The 26,029-nt window shown below is 47.1% G+C and carries 20 protein-coding genes; all 20 read left to right on the top strand.

Annotated elements, in window-relative coordinates; genetic code table 11:
- Positions 1 to 2: 2 nt before the first annotated feature.
- The 20 genes from Q5L94_RS08285 to Q5L94_RS08380 all read left to right on the top strand — a co-directional run bounded on the left by Q5L94_RS08285 (position 3) and on the right by Q5L94_RS08380 (position 26,022).
- Complete coding sequence (locus Q5L94_RS08285) at positions 3 to 920, top strand: glycosyltransferase family 2 protein (RefSeq protein ID WP_317497964.1); 918 nt, start codon at positions 3 to 5, stop codon at positions 918 to 920.
- Positions 917 to 1,945: an EpsG family protein gene (locus tag Q5L94_RS08290; RefSeq protein ID WP_317497965.1), complete on the top strand. Its 1,029-nt coding sequence runs from the start codon at positions 917 to 919 to the stop codon at positions 1,943 to 1,945. The genes Q5L94_RS08285 and Q5L94_RS08290 overlap by 4 nt, the downstream gene beginning before the upstream one ends.
- A gap of 14 nt (positions 1,946 to 1,959) precedes the next feature.
- Entirely contained in the window at positions 1,960 to 3,096 is a 1,137-nt protein-coding gene (locus tag Q5L94_RS08295; protein WP_317497966.1) for a glycosyltransferase family 4 protein, read from the top strand.
- Positions 3,089 to 4,027 carry an SDR family oxidoreductase gene (locus Q5L94_RS08300; protein WP_317497967.1) on the top strand — a complete coding sequence of 313 codons (939 nt, stop codon included), beginning with the start codon at positions 3,089 to 3,091 and terminating at the stop codon, positions 4,025 to 4,027. The genes Q5L94_RS08295 and Q5L94_RS08300 overlap by 8 nt, the downstream gene beginning before the upstream one ends.
- A 14-nt stretch (positions 4,028 to 4,041) precedes the next feature.
- Positions 4,042 to 4,590, top strand: coding sequence for a sugar transferase (locus tag Q5L94_RS08305; protein ID WP_317497968.1), 549 nt, complete (start codon positions 4,042 to 4,044; stop codon positions 4,588 to 4,590).
- Positions 4,587 to 5,639: an NAD-dependent epimerase gene (locus Q5L94_RS08310; RefSeq protein ID WP_317497969.1), complete on the top strand. Its 1,053-nt coding sequence runs from the start codon at positions 4,587 to 4,589 to the stop codon at positions 5,637 to 5,639. Before Q5L94_RS08305 ends, Q5L94_RS08310 begins: the two co-directional genes overlap by 4 nt.
- Positions 5,640 to 5,731: 92 nt before the next feature.
- Positions 5,732 to 8,458, top strand: a complete 2,727-nt coding sequence (locus Q5L94_RS08315) for an SLBB domain-containing protein (RefSeq protein WP_317497970.1) — start codon at positions 5,732 to 5,734, stop codon at positions 8,456 to 8,458.
- 163 nt (positions 8,459 to 8,621) lie between these two features.
- Positions 8,622 to 8,918: a hypothetical protein gene (locus tag Q5L94_RS08320; RefSeq protein WP_317497971.1), complete on the top strand. Its 297-nt coding sequence runs from the start codon at positions 8,622 to 8,624 to the stop codon at positions 8,916 to 8,918.
- A gap of 121 nt (positions 8,919 to 9,039) precedes the next feature.
- Positions 9,040 to 9,732 (top strand): YjbF family lipoprotein, encoded by a 693-nt coding sequence (locus Q5L94_RS08325; RefSeq protein ID WP_317497972.1) that lies wholly within the window; start codon positions 9,040 to 9,042, stop codon positions 9,730 to 9,732.
- Between the two features lie 8 nt (positions 9,733 to 9,740).
- On the top strand, positions 9,741 to 12,614 hold the full coding sequence (locus Q5L94_RS08330; RefSeq protein WP_317497973.1) for a YjbH domain-containing protein: 2,874 nt from the start codon (positions 9,741 to 9,743) through the stop codon (positions 12,612 to 12,614).
- A 42-nt stretch (positions 12,615 to 12,656) separates the two neighbouring features.
- Positions 12,657 to 14,561: a polysaccharide biosynthesis protein gene (locus Q5L94_RS08335; RefSeq protein ID WP_411161934.1), complete on the top strand. Its 1,905-nt coding sequence runs from the start codon at positions 12,657 to 12,659 to the stop codon at positions 14,559 to 14,561.
- 23 nt (positions 14,562 to 14,584) lie between these two features.
- A complete protein-coding gene (gene pgi / locus Q5L94_RS08340) occupies positions 14,585 to 16,057 on the top strand; it encodes a glucose-6-phosphate isomerase (protein ID WP_317497975.1) in 1,473 nt (490 codons plus the stop codon).
- A gap of 156 nt (positions 16,058 to 16,213) precedes the next feature.
- Positions 16,214 to 18,628: an Ig-like domain-containing protein gene (locus Q5L94_RS08345; RefSeq protein ID WP_317497976.1), complete on the top strand. Its 2,415-nt coding sequence runs from the start codon at positions 16,214 to 16,216 to the stop codon at positions 18,626 to 18,628.
- Between the two features lie 415 nt (positions 18,629 to 19,043).
- The gene (locus Q5L94_RS08350) at positions 19,044 to 19,406 is read left to right on the top strand and encodes a hypothetical protein (RefSeq protein ID WP_317497977.1); all 363 of its coding nucleotides are present in this window, start codon (positions 19,044 to 19,046) and stop codon (positions 19,404 to 19,406) included.
- Positions 19,403 to 21,172 (top strand): polysaccharide biosynthesis/export family protein, encoded by a 1,770-nt coding sequence (locus Q5L94_RS08355; RefSeq protein ID WP_317497978.1) that lies wholly within the window; start codon positions 19,403 to 19,405, stop codon positions 21,170 to 21,172. The genes Q5L94_RS08350 and Q5L94_RS08355 overlap by 4 nt, the downstream gene beginning before the upstream one ends.
- Before the next feature lie 19 nt (positions 21,173 to 21,191).
- Positions 21,192 to 21,992 carry an ABC transporter permease gene (locus tag Q5L94_RS08360; protein ID WP_241968879.1) on the top strand — a complete coding sequence of 267 codons (801 nt, stop codon included), beginning with the start codon at positions 21,192 to 21,194 and terminating at the stop codon, positions 21,990 to 21,992.
- Positions 21,992 to 22,741, top strand: coding sequence for an ABC transporter ATP-binding protein (locus Q5L94_RS08365; RefSeq protein WP_317497979.1), 750 nt, complete (start codon positions 21,992 to 21,994; stop codon positions 22,739 to 22,741). The genes Q5L94_RS08360 and Q5L94_RS08365 overlap by 1 nt, the downstream gene beginning before the upstream one ends.
- A 2-nt stretch (positions 22,742 to 22,743) precedes the next feature.
- Complete coding sequence (locus Q5L94_RS08370) at positions 22,744 to 23,841, top strand: hypothetical protein (RefSeq protein WP_317497980.1); 1,098 nt, start codon at positions 22,744 to 22,746, stop codon at positions 23,839 to 23,841.
- On the top strand, positions 23,825 to 24,877 hold the full coding sequence (locus Q5L94_RS08375; RefSeq protein WP_317497981.1) for a hypothetical protein: 1,053 nt from the start codon (positions 23,825 to 23,827) through the stop codon (positions 24,875 to 24,877). The genes Q5L94_RS08370 and Q5L94_RS08375 overlap by 17 nt, the downstream gene beginning before the upstream one ends.
- Before the next feature lie 5 nt (positions 24,878 to 24,882).
- The gene (locus Q5L94_RS08380) at positions 24,883 to 26,022 is read left to right on the top strand and encodes a glycosyltransferase family 4 protein (protein WP_317497982.1); all 1,140 of its coding nucleotides are present in this window, start codon (positions 24,883 to 24,885) and stop codon (positions 26,020 to 26,022) included.
- Positions 26,023 to 26,029: the final 7 nt, after the last annotated feature.

The raw sequence follows: 26,029 nt of genomic DNA on the forward strand, positions 1-26,029 counted from the left end.
TAATGAAAAAAATACAAATGAATAAAAAATTTTCAGTCGTAATTCCTCTGTTTAATAAAAAAAATTCGATACTACGAGCTCTCGCTTCAATAGAGGAGCAGACTTTATTACCCAGCGAAGTTATAATAATTGATGATGGCTCGACTGACGGTAGCACGAAGGTTGTTGATGATTTTGTTAGTGAAACATTAGAGGTTTATTTAGAAAAGCAAAGTAATCGAGGTGTCTCCGTTGCCAGAAATAACGGTATCGAAAAGGCAAAAAATGATCTCGTTCTGCTACTAGATGCAGATGATTATTGGCTCCCTACCCATTGTGAAAATTTGGTAAACGCCGCAAGCAAACATCCTAATGTCGGCTTTTTTTTCGCTGATCACTTCAAAGGAAGAGTAGACGAGCAATTTTCTAAGCATAAAGAAGGACAAGTTGAACTTATAAATAAACCGTTTTTGGTAAATGAATACAGAAAAAATAGAAATTTGATTCATACTTCAGCTGTAATGTTCCGTAAGTCTGTGTTGACGACTGACTTAAACTTCGAAGTTGGGGAAAAAAGAAGTCAGGATATCTTGCTATGGTTATCTCTTGGCTTCAAGTATGAGGCTATTCGCTGCATTAATAAAACCTCTGTCAAAACTAAAGATTTTGAGGCATCACAGCGAAGAGCTAAAGAAATCCCGGCGCATATAAAACATTTACCAAGGAAGAAAGATATTATTCCAAAGCAATGTATACGAGATGTTCGATATATTCTTCTTCGGAGCTCATTACTCGAGTATTTTTCTAGCGCAAGATTCGGCGTAGACTTAGCACCGTCGTTAGCTGTTAAGTTGAAACCTATATCGAACGTCCACTATACATTATTCAGACTCTTCCAAACTCTGAGCTTATACCGAGTGATACAAGCTGTTTTTAAATGACTCTTTACTACGTAACTTTCTTTTTCTTGTTCATTAATGGCTTCTTTTATGAGCGGCTACAATTGACTAAGGACGCCAAAATTCTAGTAGTAATGTGCGTGTTTATTCTATTGCAGGTTATATATGGTTTTAGATACGAAGTAGGAGTTGATTGGTTTAGTTATATACGCGTTTTTGAGAGAGATGTAGCGAATGCATTTGTATTTACAACTCCCGAGTTTGGTTATAAATATTTAAACGTTCTATCGCATACTTTAGGATTCGGAATTCAAGGTGTCATATTTTGTTCTACGCTATTTTTACTGGCTTTTTCTTTAGCCGCTCCAATTAGGCTGGGCGTTAATCCGTTTTACTTCTTAGCTCTAATTGCTCCTTATCATCTAGTAGTATCAGGCGTAAACCTAACGAGTCAAGCAATCGCAATATCGATTTTTATCTTCGCAACTACGTATTTAGTACAAGGAAGAAAAGGTATTTATTCATTGCTAATTATTTTTGCGGCATTGTTCCATTTGTCGGTAATATTATTGCTTTCTTTTCTTTTTATAGACTTCAAAAAAAGGTTCATAATACCACCCGTTGTTATCATTTTTGTTCCTCTAATGGCCGCTGCTTTTCACTTTTATGGATATTATTTTGAGTCGGGAATGGAAAATGCTGGGGTAATTCTTAGAATCGGTTTCTTATTTCCAGTCGCCTTTCTTATTTTGGCACACAAGAAAAAGTGGCTGAAACTCGACAAAATTCGTTTTAGACTTTGCTTAGTGACAGTTTTAATTGGCCCAATGCTACTAGCCGCATCGTTATTGTCCTCCACATTAGCTGATAGATTTTCGTACTACTTCATACCGCTGGCAGCTTTGTTAGTTATGGAGCAGGTCACTCACGCTAAGCGAAGACCTTATGATCTGATGACCTACGCGTCGCCCATAATGTTTGTTACCTCGATAACAGCTTTTGTAGTTTGGCACATTGGAAGTTCTTACATCGATCACTATGAATTCAAAAGTTTGTTCTTTTCCTAGAGTAAAAAGAGTAAATGAAAAAAAAGCTACTTTTTATTGTTAACTGTCCCGATTTCTTCCTATCTCATCGAGCTCCGCTTGCTGAAGCAGCGAAGTTAAATGGGTACTCGGTTCATGTTGCGACAGGCAAAGGTAAAGGTGTAGAAAAAATAGTTAGAAATGGCTTCACACACCATGAAGTTCCCTTTAGTAGAAGCGGTCAAAACCCGGTAACCGAACTTAAGACTCTGTATCATTTATTCAGCTTATTAAGGAAAGTAAAGCCAAATTTAATTCATCTAGTCACTATAAAGCCCGTTCTATACGGTGGTTTGGTGAATCGCCTAAGTAATAACATCCCTCTTGTGGCTGCTGTATCTGGCTTAGGGACAGTATTTACATCTTCTTCCGTATTCGGTCGACTGAGACGCTTTCTAATTAAAAAGCTATATTCATTCGCCTTGGGCTGTCGCTCAGTAAAAGTAATTTTTCAGAACCCCGACGACAAGTCAGCTTTATTAAACAGTGGCGTAGTTAGCGAAGAAAATACATCTATGATACGCGGCTCTGGCGTTGATCTGGAGGAGTACGGCGCATTGCCGGAACCCGAAGGTAAGAGAGTCCAGGTTGTTATGGCTGCTCGATTACTTGTAGAAAAAGGAGTTTACGAGTTTTATAAAGCGGCTGAGCTATTAGAATCGCGTGATGTTTCAGTTGAAATGAAGCTTATTGGCACACCTGACCCTGGAAACCCTAAGAGCTTGTCTGAGCTTGAGTTTGAATCTTGGAAAGAAAAATCTTTTATAGAAATATTAGGTTTTCGTAGCGACATTGCAGAGCAGTATGCAAACGCTAATATAGTGTGTTTGCCTTCCTACTACGGAGAAGGACTGCCGAAATCCTTAATTGAAGCAGCTGCCTGTGGAAGAGCTATTATCACAACGGATTCCCCCGGCTGTAATTACGCTATTGAAAACGGCATAACAGGCGTTTTGATTCCTCCTAAAGATTATGTTGCGTTGGCTGATGTAATAGAGGAACTTGTGAAAAATACCGAGAAGCGACAACAGATGGGTAAAGCGGGTAGAGCTTTCGCTGAAAAACACTTTGATATTAACGTTGTTGTTAAACATCACTTAGACATATATCAAGAATTGCTAAATAATGACTAACCCCTCCCAAATACTCCTTACCGGTGCAAGTGGTTTTGTTGGAACTGAATTATTCAAGGAACTTAGTTGTCAAGGGCTTAGCGTTACAGGGACGGCAAGAAGCTCCTATCACGAGTCGATTGTTGCAATGCCTTTAGACTCACAAGACTGGGTCCCAGTTCTAAAAAATATCGACACAGTCATACATTGCGCTGCATTAGCCCATGTTCCAGAGTCAAAAGACGAATCTTTCAAAGCCCAGGTTCGTGCATTGAATGTAGAAGCGCCAGCAACCCTAGCCAGGCAAGCAAAAGAGCACGGCGTAAAGCGCTTTATATTTCTAAGCTCAGTAAAGGCTATGGGTGAGTCAACACCGCCCAATTCACCTTACAGAAACAACAGCGAATACTCACCAGAAGACTTATACGGCAAGTCAAAGCGTGATGCCGAACTTGCTTTAAAAAAAGAGCTGGATGGTTCAGATACCGAACTTGTTATTATTCGTCCTCCTTTAGTGTACGGGCCTGGCGTGAAAGGCAACTTTAAAGCATTAATGGGGCTGGCAAAAAAGAACCTGCCGCTTCCGTTTGGTTCAGTAGCAAATAAAAGAAGTTTGGTTTCGCTCGACAACCTTGTCAGCTTAATTGTGACTTGTGTTCAGCACCCCAAACCGTTAAATGACACCTTTCTGGTCAGTGACGAGCACGACGTTTCAACCAAAGAGCTTTTTGAAACTCTAACCCGGGCTTACGGTAAAGACCCCAAACTTTGGCCATTTCCAGTAAGTCTAATGAAGCTTGGCGCAAAAATGCTGGGTAAAAAAGCCATTGCTGACAGGCTGTTTGGTAATTTGCAGCTCGACATTAGTCATACTAAGAAAACATTAAGCTGGAAACCTCCTGTTTCCTTCAAAAAAGCAATACAAAACTGCGTTAACTCAGAAAACCAATAGTGGTAATTCATTCAATGCTTCGATGTCTTGATTTTATATTTTCATTGCTCGGCTTAGTTGTCGGGTTGCCCATACTCATTCTGTTAACCCTTATCGGCTTATTCGACACGGGCTCGCCCATATTCCGACAAGAGCGAGTCGGCAAAAACAAGAAGCCGTTTGTTTTAGTCAAATTCAGAACCATGAAAAAAGATACGGCCTCTGTAGCCAGCCATTTAGCGAGTAGCGCGTCTATTACTAAGTTCGGTCATTTTCTACGCCGCACCAAGCTGGATGAACTTCCGCAGCTTTGGAATGTTCTAAAGGGCGAAATGAGTCTAGTTGGCCCACGCCCGGGGCTTTTTAACCAGGAAGAGCTCACTCAGGCGCGCGAAGCTAAAGGCGTGTTTAAGGTTCGCCCGGGTATAACCGGGTTAGCGCAGGTAAATGAAATAGATATGTCCACACCCCAGTTACTGGCAGAAACTGACGCAAAAATGATTCAAACACTGAACATAAAAAGCTACTTTCAGTACATTCTTATGACCGTTACCGGCAAAGGCTCAGGGGACAGAGTAAAATGAAGATGTTAGTAACAGGTACCGCGGGCTTCATTGGTTTTTACACCGCCTTAAAACTGCTTAAACAAGGCCACCAGGTAGTCGGGCTGGACAGCATTAACGACTACTACGATGTAAACTTAAAATATGGCCGACTGAAAGAAAGCGGTATCGACAAAGACGACATTGAGTACGGGGCTGCAGTTCAATCGAAAAAGTACTCTGACTACCGTTTTATAAAGTTACAACTTGAGGATAAAGCTGCACTCAACGGCCTGTTTGAAAATGAGCAGTTCGACGCCGTCTGTAACCTGGCTGCCCAGGCCGGGGTGCGCTATTCGCTAGAAAACCCCGACGCCTACATAGACGCTAACATTGTCGGCTTTATGAATGTGCTTGAGGCCTGCCGTCATAACAAAGTGAAAAACTTGAGTTACGCGTCCAGTTCATCGGTGTACGGCTTGAATGAGGCGATGCCGTTTTCAACTTCGCACGGAGTGAACCACCCGGTTAGCTTATACGCAGCCACCAAAAAGTCGAATGAGTTAATGGCGCATACCTACGCACACTTGTACGGTATACAGTGTACAGGGCTGCGCTTTTTTACTGTTTATGGCCCCTGGGGCCGCCCCGACATGGCGCCTTTTATTTTTACCAAAGCGGCATTAAATGGCGACACCATTAAAGTCTTTAATAACGGTAAAATGAAGCGTGACTTCACCTACATTGACGACATTGTTGAAGGTGTGGTTCGCGTTATTGAAAACCCCTGCAAAGCCAACGCTGAATGGAGTGCTAAACAGCCGGACCCGTCCAGCTCTTCAGCGCCTTATAAAATTTACAATATAGGCAACAGCCAACCCATTGAGCTTCTAACCTTTATTGAAGCGGTGGAAAGTGCCGCAGGCGTTGAAATACCCAAAGACTTTCAGCCCATTCAGCCTGGCGATGTTGTCGCTACTTATGCTGACGTTTCTGAACTGGAGGCCGATATGGGGTACAAACCAGCGACGCCTGTTAAAGAAGGTATGAAGCGCACGGTTGACTGGTATCGCAGCTTCTACGGGCAGTAATAGTTTCTGTCTTTTCTCATTTGTAAATTTACTGTATCTTACCGTGTTATTCTGGCCGTATGACCAAAATTGAGGGTTTAGTTTTGCCAACCATGAAAAACGTTACTTTTATTCTCGTACTTGCTTGCTTGTCTATCTTATTTTCCGGACAGGTTAAGGCTCAGGCCATGCCAAGCCAACAGCAAATAGAGCAACTGAAGAGTTTGCCTAAAGCACAACAAGAGGCATTGGCTCGGCAGTTTGGCATAGACCCTTCAATGATAGATGAGTTTAACGCAGCCCAGCGTGACGGCGATGCCAGTGCAAGGCAAGAGATTGATCCGGTTGGCGATCGCTCCAGCAAGGAGCAAGCCGGTCAGTCAGGTTCGTCCTTCATGCCTGCTGACTTACAAAAAGAGTTCAGTCGTGGGCGTTCAGAACTGAAGCCTTTTGGTTACGATATTTTTGCTGGCGAACCGAATACTTTTGCACCAGTAGCACATGTACCTATTCCCGCTAACTACATAATTAGCGTGGGCGATGTGATTCACGTTGAAATGTTTGGCAAGCAGGACGAGAGCTTTAAGCTAACCGTAAACCGTGACGGCAGCATTGTTTTGCCCGACGTAGGCGAAATGAAAGTCGCCGGTATGACTTATTCCTTAGTTCAGGAAATGATTCACCACGAAGTGCAGGAACGCTTAATTGGTTATAAGGCTGCAGTGACCATGGGTGAACTGCGCTCTATTCAGGTGTTTATTGTGGGTGAGGCTTACAAGCCGGGTGCCTACACGGTAAGCTCGCTGGCTACCATAAGCCAGGCCTTGTATGTAGCGGGCGGCGTTTCTGATATTGCCTCATTGCGTTCGGTGCGTTTAATGCGTGGCGGTAAAGTCGCGTCCGAATTCGACTTGTACGACTTACTGTTACAAGGCGACGCGTCTGCCGACAAAATTCTAAAAAGTGGCGATGTGATTTTTATTCCGGCACGCGGCGACATGGTGGCGGTAAAAGGTGAAGTAAAGCGCCCGGCGCTGTATGAATTAAAAGGCGATGAGACATTAGAAGATGCCCTGGCGTTTGCCGGTGGCGCTACTGACTCTGCTTATTTAAGCTCTGTGGAGCTGCTCCGAATTGTAAAAGGTAAGCGCCTGGTCAGCACGGTAGATTTAACCACCGAACAAGACTTAAACCGTGAACTTAATGGTGGCGACGCAATAACGGTTCGTCAGGTGTCGGAGGAGCTGGACAACAGCTTAATGGTGGTTGGTGCGGTTACCCGACCGGGGTATTACGAATGGCAAAAAGGCCTGCGCATTAACGATGTATTACGTGACGTTCGCCATGACTTGTTAGAGCAGGCTGACTTAGGCTATGGCCTGGTTGTGCGTGAGGAAGGCCCACGCCGTGCCGTGAAAATTCTGCAGTTTGATGTGGCAGACGCTATTAACGGTGTTGAGGGCGAAAATTTGCGCCTGAACGAACGTGATCAGCTGGTGGTTTTCAGCCGCTTTGAAACCAAAGCGGAAGAGCGCGATAACTTGTCACGTTATACCTTGTCGGAGCAAGAGCGTGAATATCAGCAGCGTCAGCGCCAGTTAGATGCCTATCGCGACGCCTACTTAAATGACGTAGTTAATACAAAACTAGCTGGCTCATCAGAAAGCCCTGACGCCGAGAACGAAGATAAAATTGTGCCTTTGCGTGAGCTTTTCACTGAAAAGGAAGAAGATGAGCCCACAGTGAAAAATGAGCTGGCTATGTATTCACGCCAGAACTTACTTGAGCCCATTATGCAACGCCTACAGCGTCAGCGTACAACAACAGGTACTGCGCCTTTTGTTTCTGTAGCTGGCGAGGTTATGCACCCGGGCATTTACCCCCTGGTTGAAAACGCAACGGCTGAGAAGTTATTGGCCGCGGCGGGTGGCCTGAAAAATGGTGCTTACATGGACCAAGCCGAAATTACTCGCTGGACTATTGGTAAAGACGGCGCCAACACGGACTATTTAAAAATAGATTTAGCGGCTTTACTAAACGGTGAAGTCGATGTGCCGTTGCAGGGACGTGACCGTTTAAATGTACTGAGTATCCCGGAATGGCAAAACACCTATGAAGTGACTCTGAGGGGAGAAGTTCGCTTTCCGGGTACGTACGCTATTAAGCGTGGTGAAACCTTAACAGACGTTATTCAGCGCGCCGGCGGCTTTACCGACCATGCGTTTTTAGAAGGCGCGGTGTTTACCCGCGAGGAACTTCAGGAGCAGGAGAAAAAGCGCAAAGAAATGCTGGCACAGGAGCTGCAGCGTGAAATTGCCAGTAATATGATTACCGGCACGGGTGACGCTAACCAGTCTTACGACCAAATGCGCACCTTGCTGGCCGATTTAATGTCAACGCCGACGGTTGGCCGTTTAATTATGGATTTACCCAAAGTGTTGTCAATGAACGGCACACGTGACGTGCAATTGAAAGACGGCGACACATTGCATGTGCCTTCACGTAGTGATTCCATTAGCATTATGGGTGAGGTACAAATGGCCACCTCGTACCGGTTTGACCCAGAGCTAACGGTTGATGACTACATTAGCCGCAGTGGCGGGACAAAAGAGAAAGCCGATACTGACCGCATATACGTAGTCAAAGCCAATGGCGCGATAGAACCTTATAAAGGTGGCAGCAGCTGGTTTGGCTTTGGTGGCAGCACCGACTTAGGGCCGGGTGATGCCATTGTGGTACCTCTGGATACTACCTATAGTGAGAACTTAGAACTGTGGTCGCAAATTACCAATATTATTTATAATTCGGCGGTAGCAGTAGCGGCTATTACCAGTATTTAATGACATTCAGTAAAAGTTTGTTAAAGCTACAATTACTTGAAAAACGAGAGAAAACTAATTTGCAATTTGTTGCGTAGCAACATACTATGGAGTTTGCTGTTAGCTAAAATGAATTTAGTGGCAGTGATACATGTATCTATATCTCTGGAGTGAGGTTAACATTATGAAAACATTAGCATTATCAATTATTGCTGCGTTAGGTTTAGCGACCGCGCCAGCAATGGCACAACAAGGTGCGGCAGGCGAAGAAGCGTCTGGTAGCGGCATCGGTGGCATGTCTACCCAAGCAATGGTGTTTGCAGGCGTTGCAGCAGCAGCGGCTGTAGCAGTTGTTTCTGACAGCTCTTCAAACCCAGCTGTCGACGATGACGAGCCAGAAGATCCAGAAGGTCCTACTCACACTGTAACAGTGACTGGTACTGGCACTAACACATACACTATCACTGTTCCAGTACAGTAATAAGAGTATAAAGCAAGCTATTACGAAGCGCTTCGTAATAGCTTCTTAAATATCATGTGATAAAATACCGCCTTCTGGCGGTATTTTTTTATCAGCTCCCTGAATAATTTAAGAGATTTTCATGTATCGTTATTGGTTTGTTTTTTTCTTCGCTATTTTGCTTTCTGCCTGCACAGCGGTAACTGAAGAAGTTCGCGCCACAGTAGAATATGCTTTTAAGAGTGCCGAAGACGCTGAACTCCCCCCTGAAAAAATGGAAGATTTTCCCTATACATCCTTGTATGCACGTTGGCAAGGTAAAGCCAGGGCACTGATTATTCTGGGGTATGTTGATAAGCCCAATGACTGGCACTTCATTACAGCCGACAAAGAAACCTTGGTGCTAAGAAACGGTCGTGTTATTCGAACTCAAGGGTTGGAAGATAACTTGCGCAGTATTTCTAATCTGGGTAAGGACCCATTGCAATGCATCATAACATCACCAGAAAACTGTAATCGGGTGTGGCAGCGCTATTATGATTACGAAGTAAATGGCAAGACATTTAGCCGAAAAGTCCGGTCAACATTTTCTAAAGATAAAAGTGTAACCGTAGAAATGCCATTTGGTGCAGTAAAAGCAACCGTAGTGACCGAAGAAGGACGCTTTTCACTAACTGATGAGTCGTTCATAAATACGTACTGGATTGAAGACGACGGTCATGTTTTAAAAAGTGAGCAGAAAGTGCTTCCGCAAACCCCTAAATTAACTTTAACGCAAGTCACGTGGATTGGTCGTGACTACAGCGCCAAAGCTTCGGAAAAAAACGTTAAATGAGCCTGTTTATGAAAAATACGTTGTTATTGCCTGCTTTTCTTTCAGTTGCCACGGCAGTTGCATTGCCAGCTAATGCCCAAGAAAACAAAAACATTAAATTTGAAGGCCCTGTGCGTTTACAGCAAGCTTTGTCAGCTATGGAAGATCAAGGCTTACTGCAAAACACTTACTGGCCAACGGCGCGGCTGGTGAAGGTTGACGAGCAAGAAGCATTGCTTCAGAAAAAACGTCAAGTCATAGCGCAACTGAATGAGCTAGCAAACTACTGGAGCAGTCGCCGAAAAGACGACAAAGCCGAAGCCGCACAACAACTAAAAAGCCAAATAAAAACCTGGCAGCTCGGTAAGCAATATTGGGGGGAGCTAAGTCTAGAGCAGGCAAGACAGAAGTTAGCGAATAACCCATTGTTGCCGGCTGGTGAATACGAACTGGTCATTTCTGAGCGTCCAAATTTTGTGTATATCTATGGCTTGGTAAGTAAGCCGGGTAAGTACCAGTTTCACTCAGGGAAAACAGTCGCAAACTGGCTAAACAGCGTAGAAGATGAAGGCGGGTTACTGACCGCTTATGATAAAACAACGGCAACTCGAATTAACGTTGACGAAAGAGTAAAAGCAGACTGGGCATACTTTAAGCAAGACGACACAGAGTTGGTTGCGGGAGACATACTGTGGCTTGGTTTTGAAGACAATCAGTTGCCGTCTAAATATGAAAACTTGAACCGCGACATTCAGTCATTACTGAGTAACTTTGTTTCAGACGAGTCTGTTCAAACTGCTACCAATACACCGTTGTATGAAGTGTCGGCCGAGCCAACTTCAGACTGGCATTGGTCACGGCAAGACCTTTCGCCAAGTTATAATAACTTTGGCTCTGTTGGGTTAATGCAAAACCCCACTGCACGTATGGCGAAAGAAGGTGAAGTGGCGCTTTCTTACTCAGACATGCAGGAGTATTACCGCTACACGGTCAATATGCAGGTTTTACCCTGGTTAGAGGCAACCGCATTCTACAACCGCATGCCCAATAAAAAATACAGCGACGTACCAGACTTTAGCGGAGATACAATATACACCGATAAGGGCTTTGATATTAAGTTCCGCTTGTGGAAGGAAGGTTACTGGTTGCCAGAAGTTAGCGCCGGTTTCAGGGACTTTTCGGGTACCGGTTTTTTTGACTCCGAATTTGTCGTGGCAAACAAACGCTTTGGGCCTTTAGATGTGAGCCTGGGTTTGGGCTTTGGCCGGCTTGGAACATATGATGATGTCTCTAACCCTTTCTGTGAGGTTTCTGACGAGTTTTGCGAACGTAAAGGCGGTTATGGTGGCGAAGGTGGAACCGTTGACGCCGACCGTTGGTTCACCGGTGAAGCAGCGTTTTTCGGTGGTGTTGAGTACCAAACACCATGGGAGCCTCTGAGCTTAAAAGTCGAGTACGAAGGCAACGACTATAGTACCGATCGGCCTGGTGTAACTATCACACCAGAAAGCCGCTGGAACTTTGGTGCCAACTATCAGGTAACGGACTGGTTTGACATGCAAGTGAGTTATGAGCGCGGCAACACGCTTATGTTTAGTATCAACTTGCGGACTAACTTTAATACGCTGGACCAGATAAAAGTCAAAGAAGAAAAAACACCGCCTCAAAAACCGGCTAATGAGTCTTTTGCTGACGTTAACTGGCAAAGTATGAGCTCAAAAATGCGCCAGCAGGGAGCGTTTAGTGCGGCTCATTTCTATAAAAACAGTGACGAAGAAGTCACCTTGTTTGCACATCACCGTCGTTATCGCGACAGTGACGAAGCCAATGACAGAGCTGCACGTATTATGGCGGCTGAACTACCCGAGTCAGTTAAAACCTATAACTTGGTCGATATGACATTGTTTGACCCTAACGTTAATTCGCGGGTCGATGCCGACGCTTTTAAGCGGCGCATTAATAATGCTGACCCGGGTAAGTCGGTAGATGAAACAGCAGAGCTGTTTACTCGACTCGACTCTCCCGATATGCCATCAGACGCAGATGGTAAATGGATGCTAAACCCTGACTACAGTTTTGACACTGGGTATGGTTTAAAACCGTTTTTACAGCAGGACTTCGGTAGCCCTGAAAACTTTTATACCTACCAGCTTGGCGTTTATGCGTTTGGCCGCCGTTGGCTAACGGACAATCTGGAATTATTTGGCGAGGCCGGCTTTAACCTGGCAACCAACTACGACGAGTTTAACTTCCTGGACGGTGGTCCGGCGCAGTTGCCGGAGGTACGTACCAACATACGCCGTTATGTACGTAATGATGTTTGGCTGGAAAGAGCGCAGCTCACTTACTTCAAACGCCTGGGACAAGACTGGTTCTCTATGGCTTATGCGGGTTACCTGGAACGTATGTTTGGTGGTGCCGGTGCGGAAGTCTTGTATCGCCCAATAGACAGCCCATGGTCCTTTGGAATGAATGTGAACCGAGTTCGCCAAAGAAACTTTACCGGTGGCAGCGGCTTCTTAGACTATGAAGTTACAACTGGGTTTGCTAGCGTGTATTATCAAATGCCTTGGTTGTCCGATACAATGCTGCAGCTTGACGTAGGGCAGTTTTTGGCAGGTGACAAAGGTGTTAATGTGACCATGCAAAAACGTTTTGACAGCGGTGTTACTGTTGGTGCCTTCGCAGCCTTTACAGATGTCTCTTCAGAAGAATATGGTGAAGGTAGCTTTACGAAAGGCTTTTTCGTGAATATTCCGTTTGACCTAATGAGCGTGCGACCGTCACGTGAGCGTGTCGGTATTTCATGGACCCCGTTAATGCGAAACGGTGGGCAGCAGCTAAGAAGGCAGTCAACGTTGTATGGTATAACGGACGAAAGATCGCCGTTTTATAACCGCTAATAAGAATATAAGGATATATCGTTGAAACCGTTTAAAGTACTTATGCAATTGCCGCGTAACTTGAAGCGCGGCATTGGCCTGACAGTCGATATTTTCTCGATTGCCATTGCCATGGTGTCTGCGTATTTACTGAGTTTTGACGCCATTCTTCCACTGCAGGCATCAGAGTGGATCTTGCTAGCGGGAATCGTACTGTGTGTTACTTTGCTGGCCTATATCCGCTTGGGGCTTTATCGGGCGGTTGTGCGCTACGTTGGGTTTAAAATACTCAGTTTAGTCTTTATTACGGCGCTGCTAAGTGGTGTGTTGCTCTTTATTGGTGCTCTTTGGATGGGCATTGCGCTGCCCGTTGCAGCTATCGTTAATTATGTGCTTATTGCCTTTATGTTGACCGGGGGCAGTCGTTTAATTGTGCGCGAAGGGTATCAACGAGCCATTAGTCGCCGCAAAGATCGCGTCATGATTTATGGCGCCGGTTCGGCGGGTAGGCAGTTGGCGCAAGCACTGACAAACGGCGATGAATTTCATCCGGTCATGTTTGTTGATGACGATGCTAGCTTACATAATACGTCTTTATTGGGCTTAAAAGTAACTGGGCCGAATAACATAGCGAACTTAATTAGTGAATGTGACATTCAACGCATATTGTTGGCGCTGCCAAGCACGCCACGTTCTCGTCGTCGCCAAATTCTGGACAGCTTAGAAAGACTCCCTGTAAAGGTGCAAACCGTTCCGGGTATGTCGGATATGGTGAATGGCGAAATGGCCATTGATCAGTTGCAGGACGTACGTGTCGAAGACTTACTAGGCCGTGACCCGGTAACCCCTGCACCGCAGTTAATGGAAAAACACATTACTGGACAAACCGTTTTGGTGACCGGCGCCGGAGGCTCTATTGGCTCAGAACTTTGCCGGCAAATACTTGAGCAGCGCCCTCAGGCTCTGGTGCTTTACGAACTGTCCGAGTTTGCACTCTACGCTATTGAACGCGAGCTCATGCAAATTTGTCGGCATCAGGGCATTGGCGCCGAGATCATTCCTGTTATTGGTACCGTGCAGCGGCGTAACCGTATTGAAACAGTACTTAAGACGTTCTCGGTCGATACCGTTTACCACGCCGCCGCCTATAAGCACGTTCCATTAGTTGAATACAATATGGTTGAGGGCGTGCGCAACAACGTATTCGGCACCTGGCATACTGCGGAAGCAGCTATTGCGGCCGGTGTAAAACAATTTGTGCTTATTTCTACAGACAAAGCTGTGCGCCCAACGAATGTTATGGGGGCCACTAAGCGTTTGTCCGAGCTGGTTCTGCAGGCACTGGCGTTACGCCAGCATACAACGCGGTTTTCTATGGTGCGCTTTGGTAACGTGCTGGGCTCTTCGGGCTCGGTGGTACCGTTGTTTAAAGAACAAATTGAGCATGGTGGGCCGGTAACCGTAACTCACCCGGATATTACCCGGTTCTTTATGACCATTCCCGAAGCCGCCCAGCTGGTTATTCAGGCCGGTACTATGGGGCATTCCGGTTCGGTATTTGTATTAGACATGGGTGAATCGGTAAGAATTGTTGATCTAGCCCGTAAGATGATTCGCCTGTCAGGGCTTGAAGAACAAACTGAGAAGAATCCGCATGGCGACATTGCCATTGAGTTTACCGGTTTACGCCCAGGTGAAAAGTTGTACGAAGAGCTGCTCATTGGTGACAATGTTGAAGCCAGCGACCACCCACGTATTTTGCGTGCTAACGAAAATGCGTTGGCATGGGAAGAAATGGAAAAGTTGCTGACTAAACTGGACGACAGCTGCCAGCGCTTTGCAATCGATGAGTTACGCGAAGTTCTATTGAGTGCCCCCGCTGGTTACCAGCCAACGGACAATAGAATCTGCGATGTCATTTGGAACAAACATCGCACTTGTGAAGATAACGACACCGACGTAGCCTGATTTGATATAAAACGGAAATATAAATGATTAAAAACGGACCTTACTTAGCGCTGGACACCAGCTACCAAAAGTTAACAGCCAACGAACTTAGAAAACAGGCAAGCAAGCGCTTGCCTGAGTCATTTTATGACGTCCGCCAGCAACTTAGCCGCGGCGAATATAAAAACGTAAGTGAAGATCGTCCAGTTACTCACGTGCTAAGCCGTTCTATTCATGCAGTAGCAAAGCAGTCTAACCGAAAAACGCGGTTTGTGGATGTAGTACAAAAACTACGCTCGGGGCGTTGGCTAGGCTCTACCGGTAAACCCATTACGGACGTAGTCAACATTGGCGTTGGTGGTTCAGACTTGGGCCCTCAAATGGGCTCTTTCGCATTAAAAGAGTTTGCCGATGATGCAGCTTTGCACGACTTACAAGTGCATTTTGTCTCATCCATGGATGGTGGCCAGCTGTACGCGGTACTGCCCATTGTCGACCCGGAAACCACCTTATTCATTATTTCCTCTAAGTCATTTAGCACTATCGATACCTTTGCCAATGTCGATACGGTGCGACGCTGGATAGAACCTGCGTTAAGCCAGGAGCAGTGGTTGGACAAACACGTAATAGGTGTGTCGGCGAACGCCCAGGCTATGACCGACTACGGTATTCCACCTGCGCAGCAGTTTACTTTTGGTGAAGGAGTTGGCGGCCGCTTTTCGTTGTGGTCGGCTATTGGCTTGAGCATAGCGCTGACCACTGGTGTGCGACCATTTGAGCGAATGCTGGAAGGCGCCAAAGCTATGGACGAGCACTTTTTCACAGCGCCGGCCGAAGACAACTTGCCTATGTTGCTGGCGCTTTATGGTGTGTATAACCGTGAAGAGCTGGGCATTAATAACTTGGCGATTTTGCCGTACGACGGTCGCTTGCGTATGTTGCCCAACTACCTGCAACAGCTGGACATGGAAAGTAACGGTAAACAGTCAACGGCAGACAATAAAGCGATAGATTACCCAACTGGCCCTATTATTTGGGGCGGTTTTGGACCTAACGGACAACATGCGTTTTTCCAACATTTGCACCAGGGCTACGATCAATTTACCGCCGACTTTGTTACCGTATTGAAGCGCGAAGCACCAGGCTTTGAACCAGCCGTTCAGGAAGGCTTAGCAGAGCAACAACGTTTAGCCGTTGCGAACTGTCTGGCGCATCGCAGGCTACTGTGGGAAGGCAGTGAAAATACCGAATCACCACGCGACCACTACCCAGGTGGGCACCCGTCGAATTTGCTCATAATGGATGAGCTGACACCAGAAAGTTTCGGTGCCTTGTTAGCTGCGTACGAGCACAAGGTGTTTACGCAAGGCATTATCTGGGGCTTAAATAGCTTTGACCAACCGGGCGTCGAAAAAGGTAAGAAAATTGCCGTCGATGTATTGCGAGTATTAGACGGTGACAGTAAAGAATCATTTGACCAAAGTACCGATGCGGTTATAAAACGGATGACGGTGTAACCTCCACGTCAATTGACGTCGGGTGTAAAAGTTTTGTAAATATTTTGTAAAGGTTTTGTTGATCTTCTTTACGTTCTTTCCTAGTTTCTATTATTCGGGCCACTGCTTTTAGCGGTGGTGCGGGTAATAAAAATGGACAATAACTAGGAACAAGCCATGAAATACTCGTATTTATTATTATTCGGCGCAGCGCTTACGCTCGCTGCGTGCGGTAGTGACAGCGATAATGACACAGGCTCTGGTGGTGGCGACGGAGGCGGCGATACCAGCAACACCGCTCCGGAAGCAGTCAACGACGAAGTAACTGCAGAAACTGCAACAGAGCTAAGCATTGATGTTCTCGAAAACGACACCGACGCCGATGGTGACACATTGGAAATAACCGATGTTTCCACCCCTGATAACGGCACCGCAACAACCGACGGCTCCGTAATACTCTACACCTCAAATGACGACTACACAGGCTCAGACTCATTTACCTACACGATTAGTGACGGCGAAGACGAAGCCACGGCTGAAGTCAGCATCACGGTTCAACAAACCGTTAGCATCTCCGGTAAGGTTGTTGACTCACCCATTGCTAACGCAACAGTCACAGTCACTTTAGGCGGAGAAACATACACTGCCGAAGCCGACGAAGACGGCGTTTACTCATTAGACGTAACCTTTTCAGAAGGTGCTGAGCTGTTGACCATAATGGCACAAGGCTCAGCAGAGAATAATCAGGATCATGTCGAGCTTGTCAGTGCTCTTCAGTCAATGGCAACGCTTGCCCAGGCTGCGGGCGACGATGGTGTTCTAGAGCGCTCAGAAGCGTCAGGCACTAACGTCACTAACGTTACAACCGCGAGCTACACACTCATGAGAGAAGCCAATGGTGGTGAAGCACCAGCAGACGAAGAAGGCCTCAGTGTTGCTCAAGAAGCGGTCGACCCGAACGAACTGTTAGAAGTATCGGCAGTTATTAAGCTGATTGTTGACAACGAAAAATTCTCGTTGCCTGAGGGCACAGAAAGTGTGTTAGATCTGGTGCAAAATAAAGAGTCATACAACGCCTATGTTGAAGACGTTGAAGCAACAGACCCCGAAGCACTTGACGCTGTAGTTGACGAAATTATTAATGACCCAGAGCTTGTCGAGCAGGAAGAAAACCCAACGCCGCCGTCATTTTACATGGCAACATCGCCAACTCAGCCGGGTTTTGTCAGTCGTTCTTATGAAGTGCTGGTATTTGAGAGCGACGGCAGTGGCATGGTGGTTTCGCCCGTTTATTCCGATCAAAGCAACTCCGCATTTACCTGGGAGATTGATGAGGGCGGGTACTATGTCTTGACGTACGAAAACCCTGTTCAATATACGAGCTATTTGTCTGTCCATAATGTCACTGACGACCCGGATATTAGAGCAGCCTATGAAGCGGCGGACAGAGACCAGGTTCAAGCCACTTATACTGAAAACGGTAAGCGCTTTAAAGTTATTACCAAGGGTAACCGTCAAGACAGTATTCGCGAAGAGTACACCCAAACGGTTACGTATGAGCCTCTTGAGTGGGATGGTGAAACTTACCAAATTCCTCCTGGTGAAAATACATACACTCCTAGTACCGTTTATTTAAATGGCGATAGTTTAGAGCTTATTCCGGTAACACCGGAAGACGTAGTGGGCACATGGGCCGTTAACGTGCTGGGTGAGTTTGCGAGCGAAGACGGCTCCCTACAGTTCGCCTCCGACATGGTTGCTTTTAACGAAGATGGAACCTTCAGTGCTCTGTATACCGGTGTTGAGGGTACCTGGGAGCTCTCTGACGGCACCGTCGAAATGTTCTATGGTGACGTCGAACAAACCGTCGAGGTATTTAACCAAATTGGTGGTCTTTATGGGGCGCTAATGGCGGCCGAGACCTCTGATGGCAACATTGTCGCAAGCTATAATCGTGTCGTTAAACAAGATCCGGAAATAGCAGCGGTTGCGGACGATATTCTAACCGACGCAAATGAGCTGTGGTTTGGTCATATTAATAGTTGGCCAAAAGAAACCTGGGATCAGGAGTCGGGCAGGCCTTTACTGGACTACTACTTTGGATGGCAGTTTGAGCAAGGAACCACCGGTTACAACGTGAGCACTTGGTGCAACGAAGTCGATGACGAAGGCTGGTGTATCAACGACCCGGCTATATTGACAGCAACTTATACCGACACCAACTGGTACCTCTCTGACAATGGCCAGACTCTGGACATTGAAAGAGCTGCGCGATGTGTTTCTTGGGAACTGTCTGAAGACTGTATGGTACGTCGCTGGCACCTGCTGCATGAAACGGAAGACGGCTGGGTGTATGTTCTCGAGTTTGAATTCGAGGACCTCCAGCTGGGTAATGGCACGGTCGATGTGTCACGCACCTGGGTTAAGCCCCGCGTTAACATGATGGAGCTTCGCGATCTACCGGGCGACTTGAGCAACCCCAATATGGGTCAAGCCTCGGCTAGTAAAGCTGCTTCGGCACGTGCCGCTGGCGAAATTGAACGCATAGGCTTCTTGCCGCGTCTCAATAATAACCCGGCACCCAAACACTAACAGTAGTACCTAGTAACCGAAAACGCATCAGGCTACCGACCCGTAGCCTGATGCGCCCTACCATGTAGGTATCACCAAACAGCGCATTATTATGTAAATAATATGTAAAATTTTCATTGACTTTTTGTTGCCTAAAACGGGTTTTATATAGGAACTTTAAACCCATAGAAAAGGACATAACTATGAGACAAGCCCTGACGACCTTAGTCATTAATTAATACTTGGTTGTTGAAACTTTGGCCGCGCTAAGCAATTAGCGCGGCTTTTTTATGACTTTTCCTAGATAAGACTGTGTCTGCTAGGTAGAATGACGACAGGCTAAAAATAAAAGGACTTTATCTGCCTATTGGGAGCAGCATCTCAAGGGCGGTAGCGTGCCTAAACGCTGACAACTTACTGGCAGGCAAAACAAGTTATGAAAATAAAAACACTAAAATACGCAGTGGCGAGTGTACTGGTTCTACTCGGTGCGACAGCTTGTAGCACAAACCCTGGCAGTAACACTGGCTGGCATAGCACTGAAAACATTAACTATTTAACTCCGCAAAGCACAGAAAAAGTAAAATTTGCCGAAACGGGTGAAGTACTTAATGTTGTCGATACAAGCAGCCACGAATACGAACTGCAGGTAAAGGAGCGCTACTTCTCTGCAAGCGGCAAGGACTGCGTAAAAGCACAGACAACACAGAACGCTCTCATTATTTGCGAATACGGTAAAAAACGCTGGGGTATTAGCCGCAGCTTTAACCAGTTTGATAACCAGGGAGCGCTACAATGAAACAGTTACTGGCTACCGTAGCGTTACTAACATTCAGCTTCACAACAACAGCACAAAGTCTTTCTGACCTCTCTCCACAACAGCGCGAGCAGCTAGAGCAGCGCATGAGTCAACAAGGCTCGGCTGCCAACACGTCTGCAGCTAACCCTCAAGTGTTCAGTCAGGCAAACCAATCTCCCTTAGCCTCGGGTCAACAACTTCCAACACAAAGCCGCACCAATTGGCGCACCGGCACCTACGGCCCGGTTATGGAAGAAATGTTGTCAGAAGAAGATCGCCAGGCCATTCAACCCTTTGGTGCTGAGTTATTTACCGGTGGCTTTAGAGGTTTGCGCAGCGACGGCCTAAACCCAGGCTACAAAATCATGCCGGGTGATCAAATTACCCTAAAAGTCTGGGGTGCCACCGAAGTGGAAAGTGTACTGCCGGTAGACGCTCAAGGGTATGTTTTTATTCCGTCAGTGGGGCCAGTCAAAGTGCAAGGCACCACAGCCGGGCAATTAAAAAGCGTTATTGAAGGCGCTATTCGTTCGGTGTATTCCAGTGACGTAAAAGTGTACACCAACGTGCAGGGCATACAGCCGGTTGCCGTTATGGTTACGGGGTATGTCAATAAACCAGGGCGTTACGCAGGGGTTCCAAGCGACTCAGTTTTATATTTTCTGGACCAGGCCGCGGGCATAGATAACGAACTGGGTTCTTATCGCCAAATTGACCTGATAAGAGACGGCAAAGTCATTAAACAGTTCGACCTTTATAGCTTTTTGACAAAAGGCACCCTCAAGCAGCCGCAGCTTGAAGAGGGCGACACGCTATTAGTTCATGAGCGAGGTTCTAAAGTAACGGTTTATGGTGACGTCGGGCGCTCGTATCATTACGAACTGGAAGAAAAAGTAGCCACCGGTAAAGACATTGAAAACTTGTCTCAACTTAAAGCCGGCGTTTCACACGCGTTGTTAGTGGGTACTCGCAACAACGGCCCCGTGGCAGATTATGTCACTTTGTCTCAGTTTGAAAATGTACCGGTAAAAGACGGCGACGAAATTGCCTTTTTTGCTGACAAACGCCCCGAGCAAATTGTGGTGCAGCTGGAAGGTAAGTACCTCGGACAATCGTATTTTGTCTTACCGAAAAACGCTCGCTTAATGGAGTTTTTAAACACGGTTTCTATTGACCCTAAAGAAACCGACTACAAAAACATATCCATAAGACGTCAAAGCGTTGCCGAGCGTCAAAAGAAAGCCCTGGAAGAAAGCTTAGATCGTCTTGAGCAAACCTACTTAGGTGCGCCGTCGTCAACCGCGGAAGAGGCCAGTATACGAGCGCAGGAAGCGCAACTCATAAGCCAGTTTGTGGAAAAAGCGCGCGACGTAAAACCCTCAGGCCGCCTTGTGGTCAGTAATAACGACCAACTTGTCGACGTCCGCTTACAGCATGGCGACGTCATAACACTGCCAGCACGTACCGACTCGGTATTAGTCAGCGGTGAAGTCTATGTGCCTCAGTCAGCGGTGTATGTCGACAACAAAGACGTTTACCAGTACATAGAAGGCGCCGGCGGTTTCACTAACCGAGCCGACGATGACCGTATACTCATTGTTCGTCAAAATGGCGAAGTTGTGAATGCTGACAACGCTCAACTGCGCCCGGGCGATGAAATACTGGTTTTACCAGCGGTTAGCAGCAAAAACGTTCAGCTAGCGCAGTCTATTACACAAATTCTGTATCAAATTGCGGTAGCGACCAAAGTGGCGCTGGACTTATAAGCGGTAAGCGAGAGATAACGTGAGTATCCCCAAGGCAAAACCGCGCTCGCCGTGGCTTGTCACATGGCATGTTTACACCGCATTGTTTATGCGGGAGTTCATAGCGCGGTTAACGCAGGACCGTTTTGCGCCGGTTTGGCTGTTTTTAGAGCCGATACTGCATGTGGTCCTTCTTGTTGCGGTGCGTGACTTAATTGGCCGAGGCCGCATAGTACCAGGCGCAGAGTTTATTCCCTGGCTGGTTATTGGCCTACTCACTTATTTTTTATTCCGTTCACTTTGGAACCGCGGCATGACCGCCATTAACGGCAATAAAGCGCTGTTTTGTTACCGGCAAGTGCATCCAACCGATACTGTGATCATTCGCTGCGCCATGGAAGCCAAACTGCACAGCGTTGTCACATTAATTATGATAACCGTATTTGTGATGCTGGGCTTTGACATGGTGCCCGCCGACCCACTCGGTGCAATAGAAGTCTGGCTAGCCGTTATATTGTTGGGGCTGGGTATGGCTATGAGCTTTTCTGTATTGGTCACCTTTTTCCCGGAGGCGGCGAAAATTGTCGCGCTAGTGTCATTACCGCTGTACCTGCTGTCCGGTGTTATGATCCCCATACAGCTAATGCCGCACGGCATACAAGAATACTTGCTTTATAACCCCATGTTACACGCCATAGAGCTTATTCGCGGTAGCTTCTTCTCAACTTACCACATGGTGCGGGACGTAGAGCTCAGCTACGTCTACGAGTGGGGCGTGTGCACACTGTTACTTGGGCTGGCGTTACAGGTTCGCTATAAAATGCGAATGGTCTCAAGCTAATGTCGACAGAGCCAGTAATAGAAGCCCGCAACGTGTGGAAGCGTTACCACGGCCCCTTTGGCGGTGACTGGGTGTTAAAAGGGCTTAACTTTACCATACCCCGGGGCATATCGGTGGGTATTGTCGGCAAAAACGGCGCGGGTAAGTCTACACTACTGCGAATGATAGGCGGCATGGACGCGCCCGACAAAGGGGAAATTATTGAACGCTGCCGTATTTCCTGGCCAATAGGCTTAAGTGGCGGCTTTCAGCCATCTATGACAGGCCGTCAGAACGTCAAGTTTGTTAGCCGCATACAGGGTGGTAATAAATACGTCGACGACATTATTGAAGAAGTACAAGCCTTTGCTGAAATAGGCAAAGCCTTTGATAAACCCATAGCCACGTACTCTAGCGGTATGAAGGCACGCCTGGCGTTTGGGTTGTCTCTGGCCTTTGACTTTGACGTGTACTTGTCGGACGAAGCGACCGCCGTAGGCGATGTTACTTTTAAAAACAAGGCAACCCAGGCCTTTCAGGATCGCGTTGGCCGTTCCAGCCTTATTATGGTATCGCATCAGGTGAAAATTTTACGCGACTTATGTCAGTCGGGCATTTTTCTGCATGAAGGCAAAGCCATATGGTACGACAAACTCGATGACGCGCTCGACGCTTACTATGAAAGTATTGGTCAAACGCCCAATTATAATGAAAAACAGAAACCGGGCCGCTACGACCCAGAAAACCTAATTGATAATAAGAGGACATAGCTTTGAACTCGCCCTTAATACGGACAATAAAACGACAACCGCACTGGGCCATAGCATTGGTTTTAATTTTGGTGGCTGTTGTTTACTGGGGGCTTATTGCTACCGACCGCTACGTTTCCAAAGCGCACATTGTGCTCGAAAGCCCGGAAGTGAATATGTCCAGCATGAACATATCATCGCTGTTAAGCGGTACCCAGGGCTCGGGCGACTTGCTACTGCTGCGCGACCACTTATTGTCAGTGACGATGCTGAAAAAACTGCAGCGAGATCTCGACTTACGCAGTCACTATTCGCAGGACTTTATCGACCCCTGGTCCAGGCTCGACAGTGCCGATGTTCCCATTGAAAAGTTCCACGAGTACATTCGAAGTCATATGAGTATCGAGTTCGATGAGTACTCAGCAATACTAAAAATTCAAGTGCAAGCCTACGACAGAAAAATGTCGCAAACTATAGTTCAGGTCTTACTCGACGAGGGTGAGCAACATATGAACCGCATGGGGCAACGCTTGGCTGAAGAGCAAGTTGAGTTCATAGACCAGCAAGCTAAACAGGCAGAAGAGCGTTTGTTTGAAGCACGGGAGCGACTGTTAAAATTCCAAAATGAAAACGGATTGGTGTCACCCACACAAACGGTACAGGCCATATTCACGACGGTATCGCAGCTGCAGGCTCAAACCGCTGCATTAGAAGCGCGTAAAAAAGCATTGCTGAGCTACCAAAGCCAAACCTCACCGGAAGTGATGCGCTTAACGCGAGAAATTCGCTCGTTAGAAGAGCAAATTCAACTTGAGCAGAACAAAATGGCCAGCCAAAGCGGCACCGCGCTCAACGAAACTTCAGCGAAGTTTGAGACCTTACAGTTACGCGCGGAGTTTGCTCTACAGCTTTATACTACTACGCTTACGGCATTGGAAAGCACCCGTATAGAAGCAGCCAGAAAGTTAAAACAAGTGTCTATTTTAGAGTTCCCGACAATGCCGGAGTACTCCACCAAGCCGGACCGCATGTACAACTTTGTGGTGTTCCTTATTTTCACCGTATTTATTACGGCCATTTTGCACTTAGCGCGCGCCATAGTACGTGATCACAAACATTAAACTGCCGGTTTATATTGTCGGCGTAAAGCGCTACTGGAAGCCCAGCTGGCAGCAGTTTTTCGGCTATTTAAAGCCGCAGTTTGTTGCTAAACCCAGCCAGGTGCCAGCCGGTGCCAGTGCATTAATATGGGGCGTACAAACGCCAACAAGCGCCTTTAACGAAAACGTAACCCTGTATCGGGTAGAAGACGGCTTCTTGCGCTCAGTGGGATTAGGCGCTGAATTTACCCGTCCGTGCTCCTGGGTTGTCGACAGCCGTGGCATGTATTTTGACGCAACCCAGTCGTCAGACCTAGAGTACCTTTTACAAAACGGCAGCTTTACCGACAAAGACAAACACCGGGCTAAAGCGCTAATTCAGCAGCTGAACACCACGGGTGTGAATAAATACAACACCGGCAGCAACAGCTGGCAGCCACCGGTCACCCATAAGCGCATTATTTTAGTGCCCGGTCAGGTAGAAAGTGACGCCAGCATACAGCTGGGCTCGCCGGTTATAAAAACCAATATGGGTCTGTTGCAGCAAGTACGCGAACAAAACCCCGACGCCTTTATTATTTACAAACCGCACCCCGACGTTGTTGCCGGTGCCAGAGCAGCCGGACAGGGCGAAGAGCAAGCCCAACAGTTGTGCGACAGCTATGTAACTAACGCCAGTATTAACCCTATGTTTGACGCGGCAGACGAGGTACACACGCTAACCTCTTTAAGTGGTTTTGAAGCGCTGATACGTGGTAAACAAGTGCATTGCTACGGCCAGCCGTTTTACAGTGGCTGGGGTTTAACAACAGACTACAATCCGCAACCGCGACGCACACGAACATTAGAGCTAAGCGAACTGGTCGCTGCGGCCCTAATTCATTATCCTATGTATCGGCTGGCGCACAGTGGCAGCCAAAGTGTTACGCCAGAGCAAGTCATTGCATGTTTACAGAAACAACGCCAGCAACAAAGCACCCTTATTGCAAAGGCAGTAGCTCTACCAGGCACACTGCTGAAAAAGTCAGTACGCAAGCTGCTGAACGCCAAGCGGTAAACGGTATGAGTCAAGCGACACCACAGCACATCGCCTTTGTCGGCAAAGAAGTAAACGTTATGCTGGGCTTTCGCGGCGAGCTTATGCGCGAATTAGCCGCCAAAGGCCATAAGGTTTACGCCTTTGCCATTGACTACGACACGTCCAGCGAGCTAAAAATTCGTGAAATGGGCTTTATACCGGTGCGGTTTTCATTAAATGGGTACTCGGCTAACCCATTTTCAGATCTGCTGACCCTTTGGCAGCTTTACCGGGCCTTTAAAAAACACCGTATTAGCATGAGCTTTTGTTATTTTGCCAAGCCCGCCATATTTGGCACCTTAGCCGCCTGGGCGGCGCGCGTGCCACAGCGCATTGCCAAAATTGAAGGGCTAGGCCGCCCCTTCACCGAAGGCAAACACGGTTTAACCGTAAAAATGCGAGTGATAAAAAAAGTGCAGTGCTGGCTGTTTCGGCTGGCCCTGCCGCGCAGCACCGCCTTAATCGTGCTCAACCAAGACGACAAAAAAGACTTAAAAGAGCAGTGCAAAGTCGACATGCCCAATACCGTGGTGTTAGGCGGCATAGGCGTATGCTTAGAGCAGTTTAAGTGCTCGCCGGTGCCTGTAACACCGCTTACTTTTGTGTTTGTGGGGCGGCTATTGAACGAAAAAGGCATCCGTTATTTTTTAGACGTAGCCGAGCGGGTAAAAGCCAAACACCCCGAGGCGCTGTTTAAAGTGGTGGGCGGGGCAACCACAGCGCACGGCGTTTCACTGCCCGAGCTAAAGCAGTACGTAAAGCGAGGCGTTATTGATTACGTGGGGCACGTTGACAATGTGGTGCCCTATATCGAAAGCAGTAGTGTTTTTGTGTTGCCGTCGTATTATCGTGAGGGGCTGCCGCGTAGCACGCAGGAGGCACTGGCCATAGGCCGGCCGGTAATAACCACCGACGGCCCCGGCTGCAAAGACACCGTAGAGCATGGCGTTAACGGGTACCGGGTGCCACGACACGACACCAACGCCTTAGAAAACGCCGTACTGAACATGGTAAACCACCCTGACAAATTACAGAGCATGGGGTATGCTAGCCGTGCAATGGCAGAGCAACGGTTTAATGTGCGCGACGTTAATCGGCGCTTACTTAACGTATTAAATTTGTAAACGGAAC

The sequence above is a fragment of the Idiomarina sp. Sol25 genome (assembly GCF_033052775.1).
Taxonomy (GTDB): domain Bacteria; phylum Pseudomonadota; class Gammaproteobacteria; order Enterobacterales; family Alteromonadaceae; genus Idiomarina.

What these genes read in the sequence shown, in the direction of transcription:
- Q5L94_RS08285 (WP_317497964.1), top strand. Translation starts at nt 3, where the DNA reads ATGAAAAAAATACAAATGAATAAAAAATTTTCAGTCGTAATTCCTCTG.
- Q5L94_RS08290 (WP_317497965.1), top strand. Translation starts at nt 917, where the DNA reads ATGACTCTTTACTACGTAACTTTCTTTTTCTTGTTCATTAATGGCTTC.
- Q5L94_RS08295 (WP_317497966.1), top strand. Translation starts at nt 1,960, where the DNA reads ATGAAAAAAAAGCTACTTTTTATTGTTAACTGTCCCGATTTCTTCCTA.
- Q5L94_RS08300 (WP_317497967.1), top strand. Translation starts at nt 3,089, where the DNA reads ATGACTAACCCCTCCCAAATACTCCTTACCGGTGCAAGTGGTTTTGTT.
- Q5L94_RS08305 (WP_317497968.1), top strand. Translation starts at nt 4,042, where the DNA reads ATGCTTCGATGTCTTGATTTTATATTTTCATTGCTCGGCTTAGTTGTC.
- Q5L94_RS08310 (WP_317497969.1), top strand. Translation starts at nt 4,587, where the DNA reads ATGAAGATGTTAGTAACAGGTACCGCGGGCTTCATTGGTTTTTACACC.
- Q5L94_RS08315 (WP_317497970.1), top strand. Translation starts at nt 5,732, where the DNA reads ATGAAAAACGTTACTTTTATTCTCGTACTTGCTTGCTTGTCTATCTTA.
- Q5L94_RS08320 (WP_317497971.1), top strand. Translation starts at nt 8,622, where the DNA reads ATGAAAACATTAGCATTATCAATTATTGCTGCGTTAGGTTTAGCGACC.
- Q5L94_RS08325 (WP_317497972.1), top strand. Translation starts at nt 9,040, where the DNA reads ATGTATCGTTATTGGTTTGTTTTTTTCTTCGCTATTTTGCTTTCTGCC.
- Q5L94_RS08330 (WP_317497973.1), top strand. Translation starts at nt 9,741, where the DNA reads ATGAAAAATACGTTGTTATTGCCTGCTTTTCTTTCAGTTGCCACGGCA.
- Q5L94_RS08335 (WP_411161934.1), top strand. Translation starts at nt 12,657, where the DNA reads ATGCAATTGCCGCGTAACTTGAAGCGCGGCATTGGCCTGACAGTCGAT.
- pgi (WP_317497975.1), top strand. Translation starts at nt 14,585, where the DNA reads ATGATTAAAAACGGACCTTACTTAGCGCTGGACACCAGCTACCAAAAG.
- Q5L94_RS08345 (WP_317497976.1), top strand. Translation starts at nt 16,214, where the DNA reads ATGAAATACTCGTATTTATTATTATTCGGCGCAGCGCTTACGCTCGCT.
- Q5L94_RS08350 (WP_317497977.1), top strand. Translation starts at nt 19,044, where the DNA reads ATGAAAATAAAAACACTAAAATACGCAGTGGCGAGTGTACTGGTTCTA.
- Q5L94_RS08355 (WP_317497978.1), top strand. Translation starts at nt 19,403, where the DNA reads ATGAAACAGTTACTGGCTACCGTAGCGTTACTAACATTCAGCTTCACA.
- Q5L94_RS08365 (WP_317497979.1), top strand. Translation starts at nt 21,992, where the DNA reads ATGTCGACAGAGCCAGTAATAGAAGCCCGCAACGTGTGGAAGCGTTAC.
- Q5L94_RS08380 (WP_317497982.1), top strand. Translation starts at nt 24,883, where the DNA reads ATGAGTCAAGCGACACCACAGCACATCGCCTTTGTCGGCAAAGAAGTA.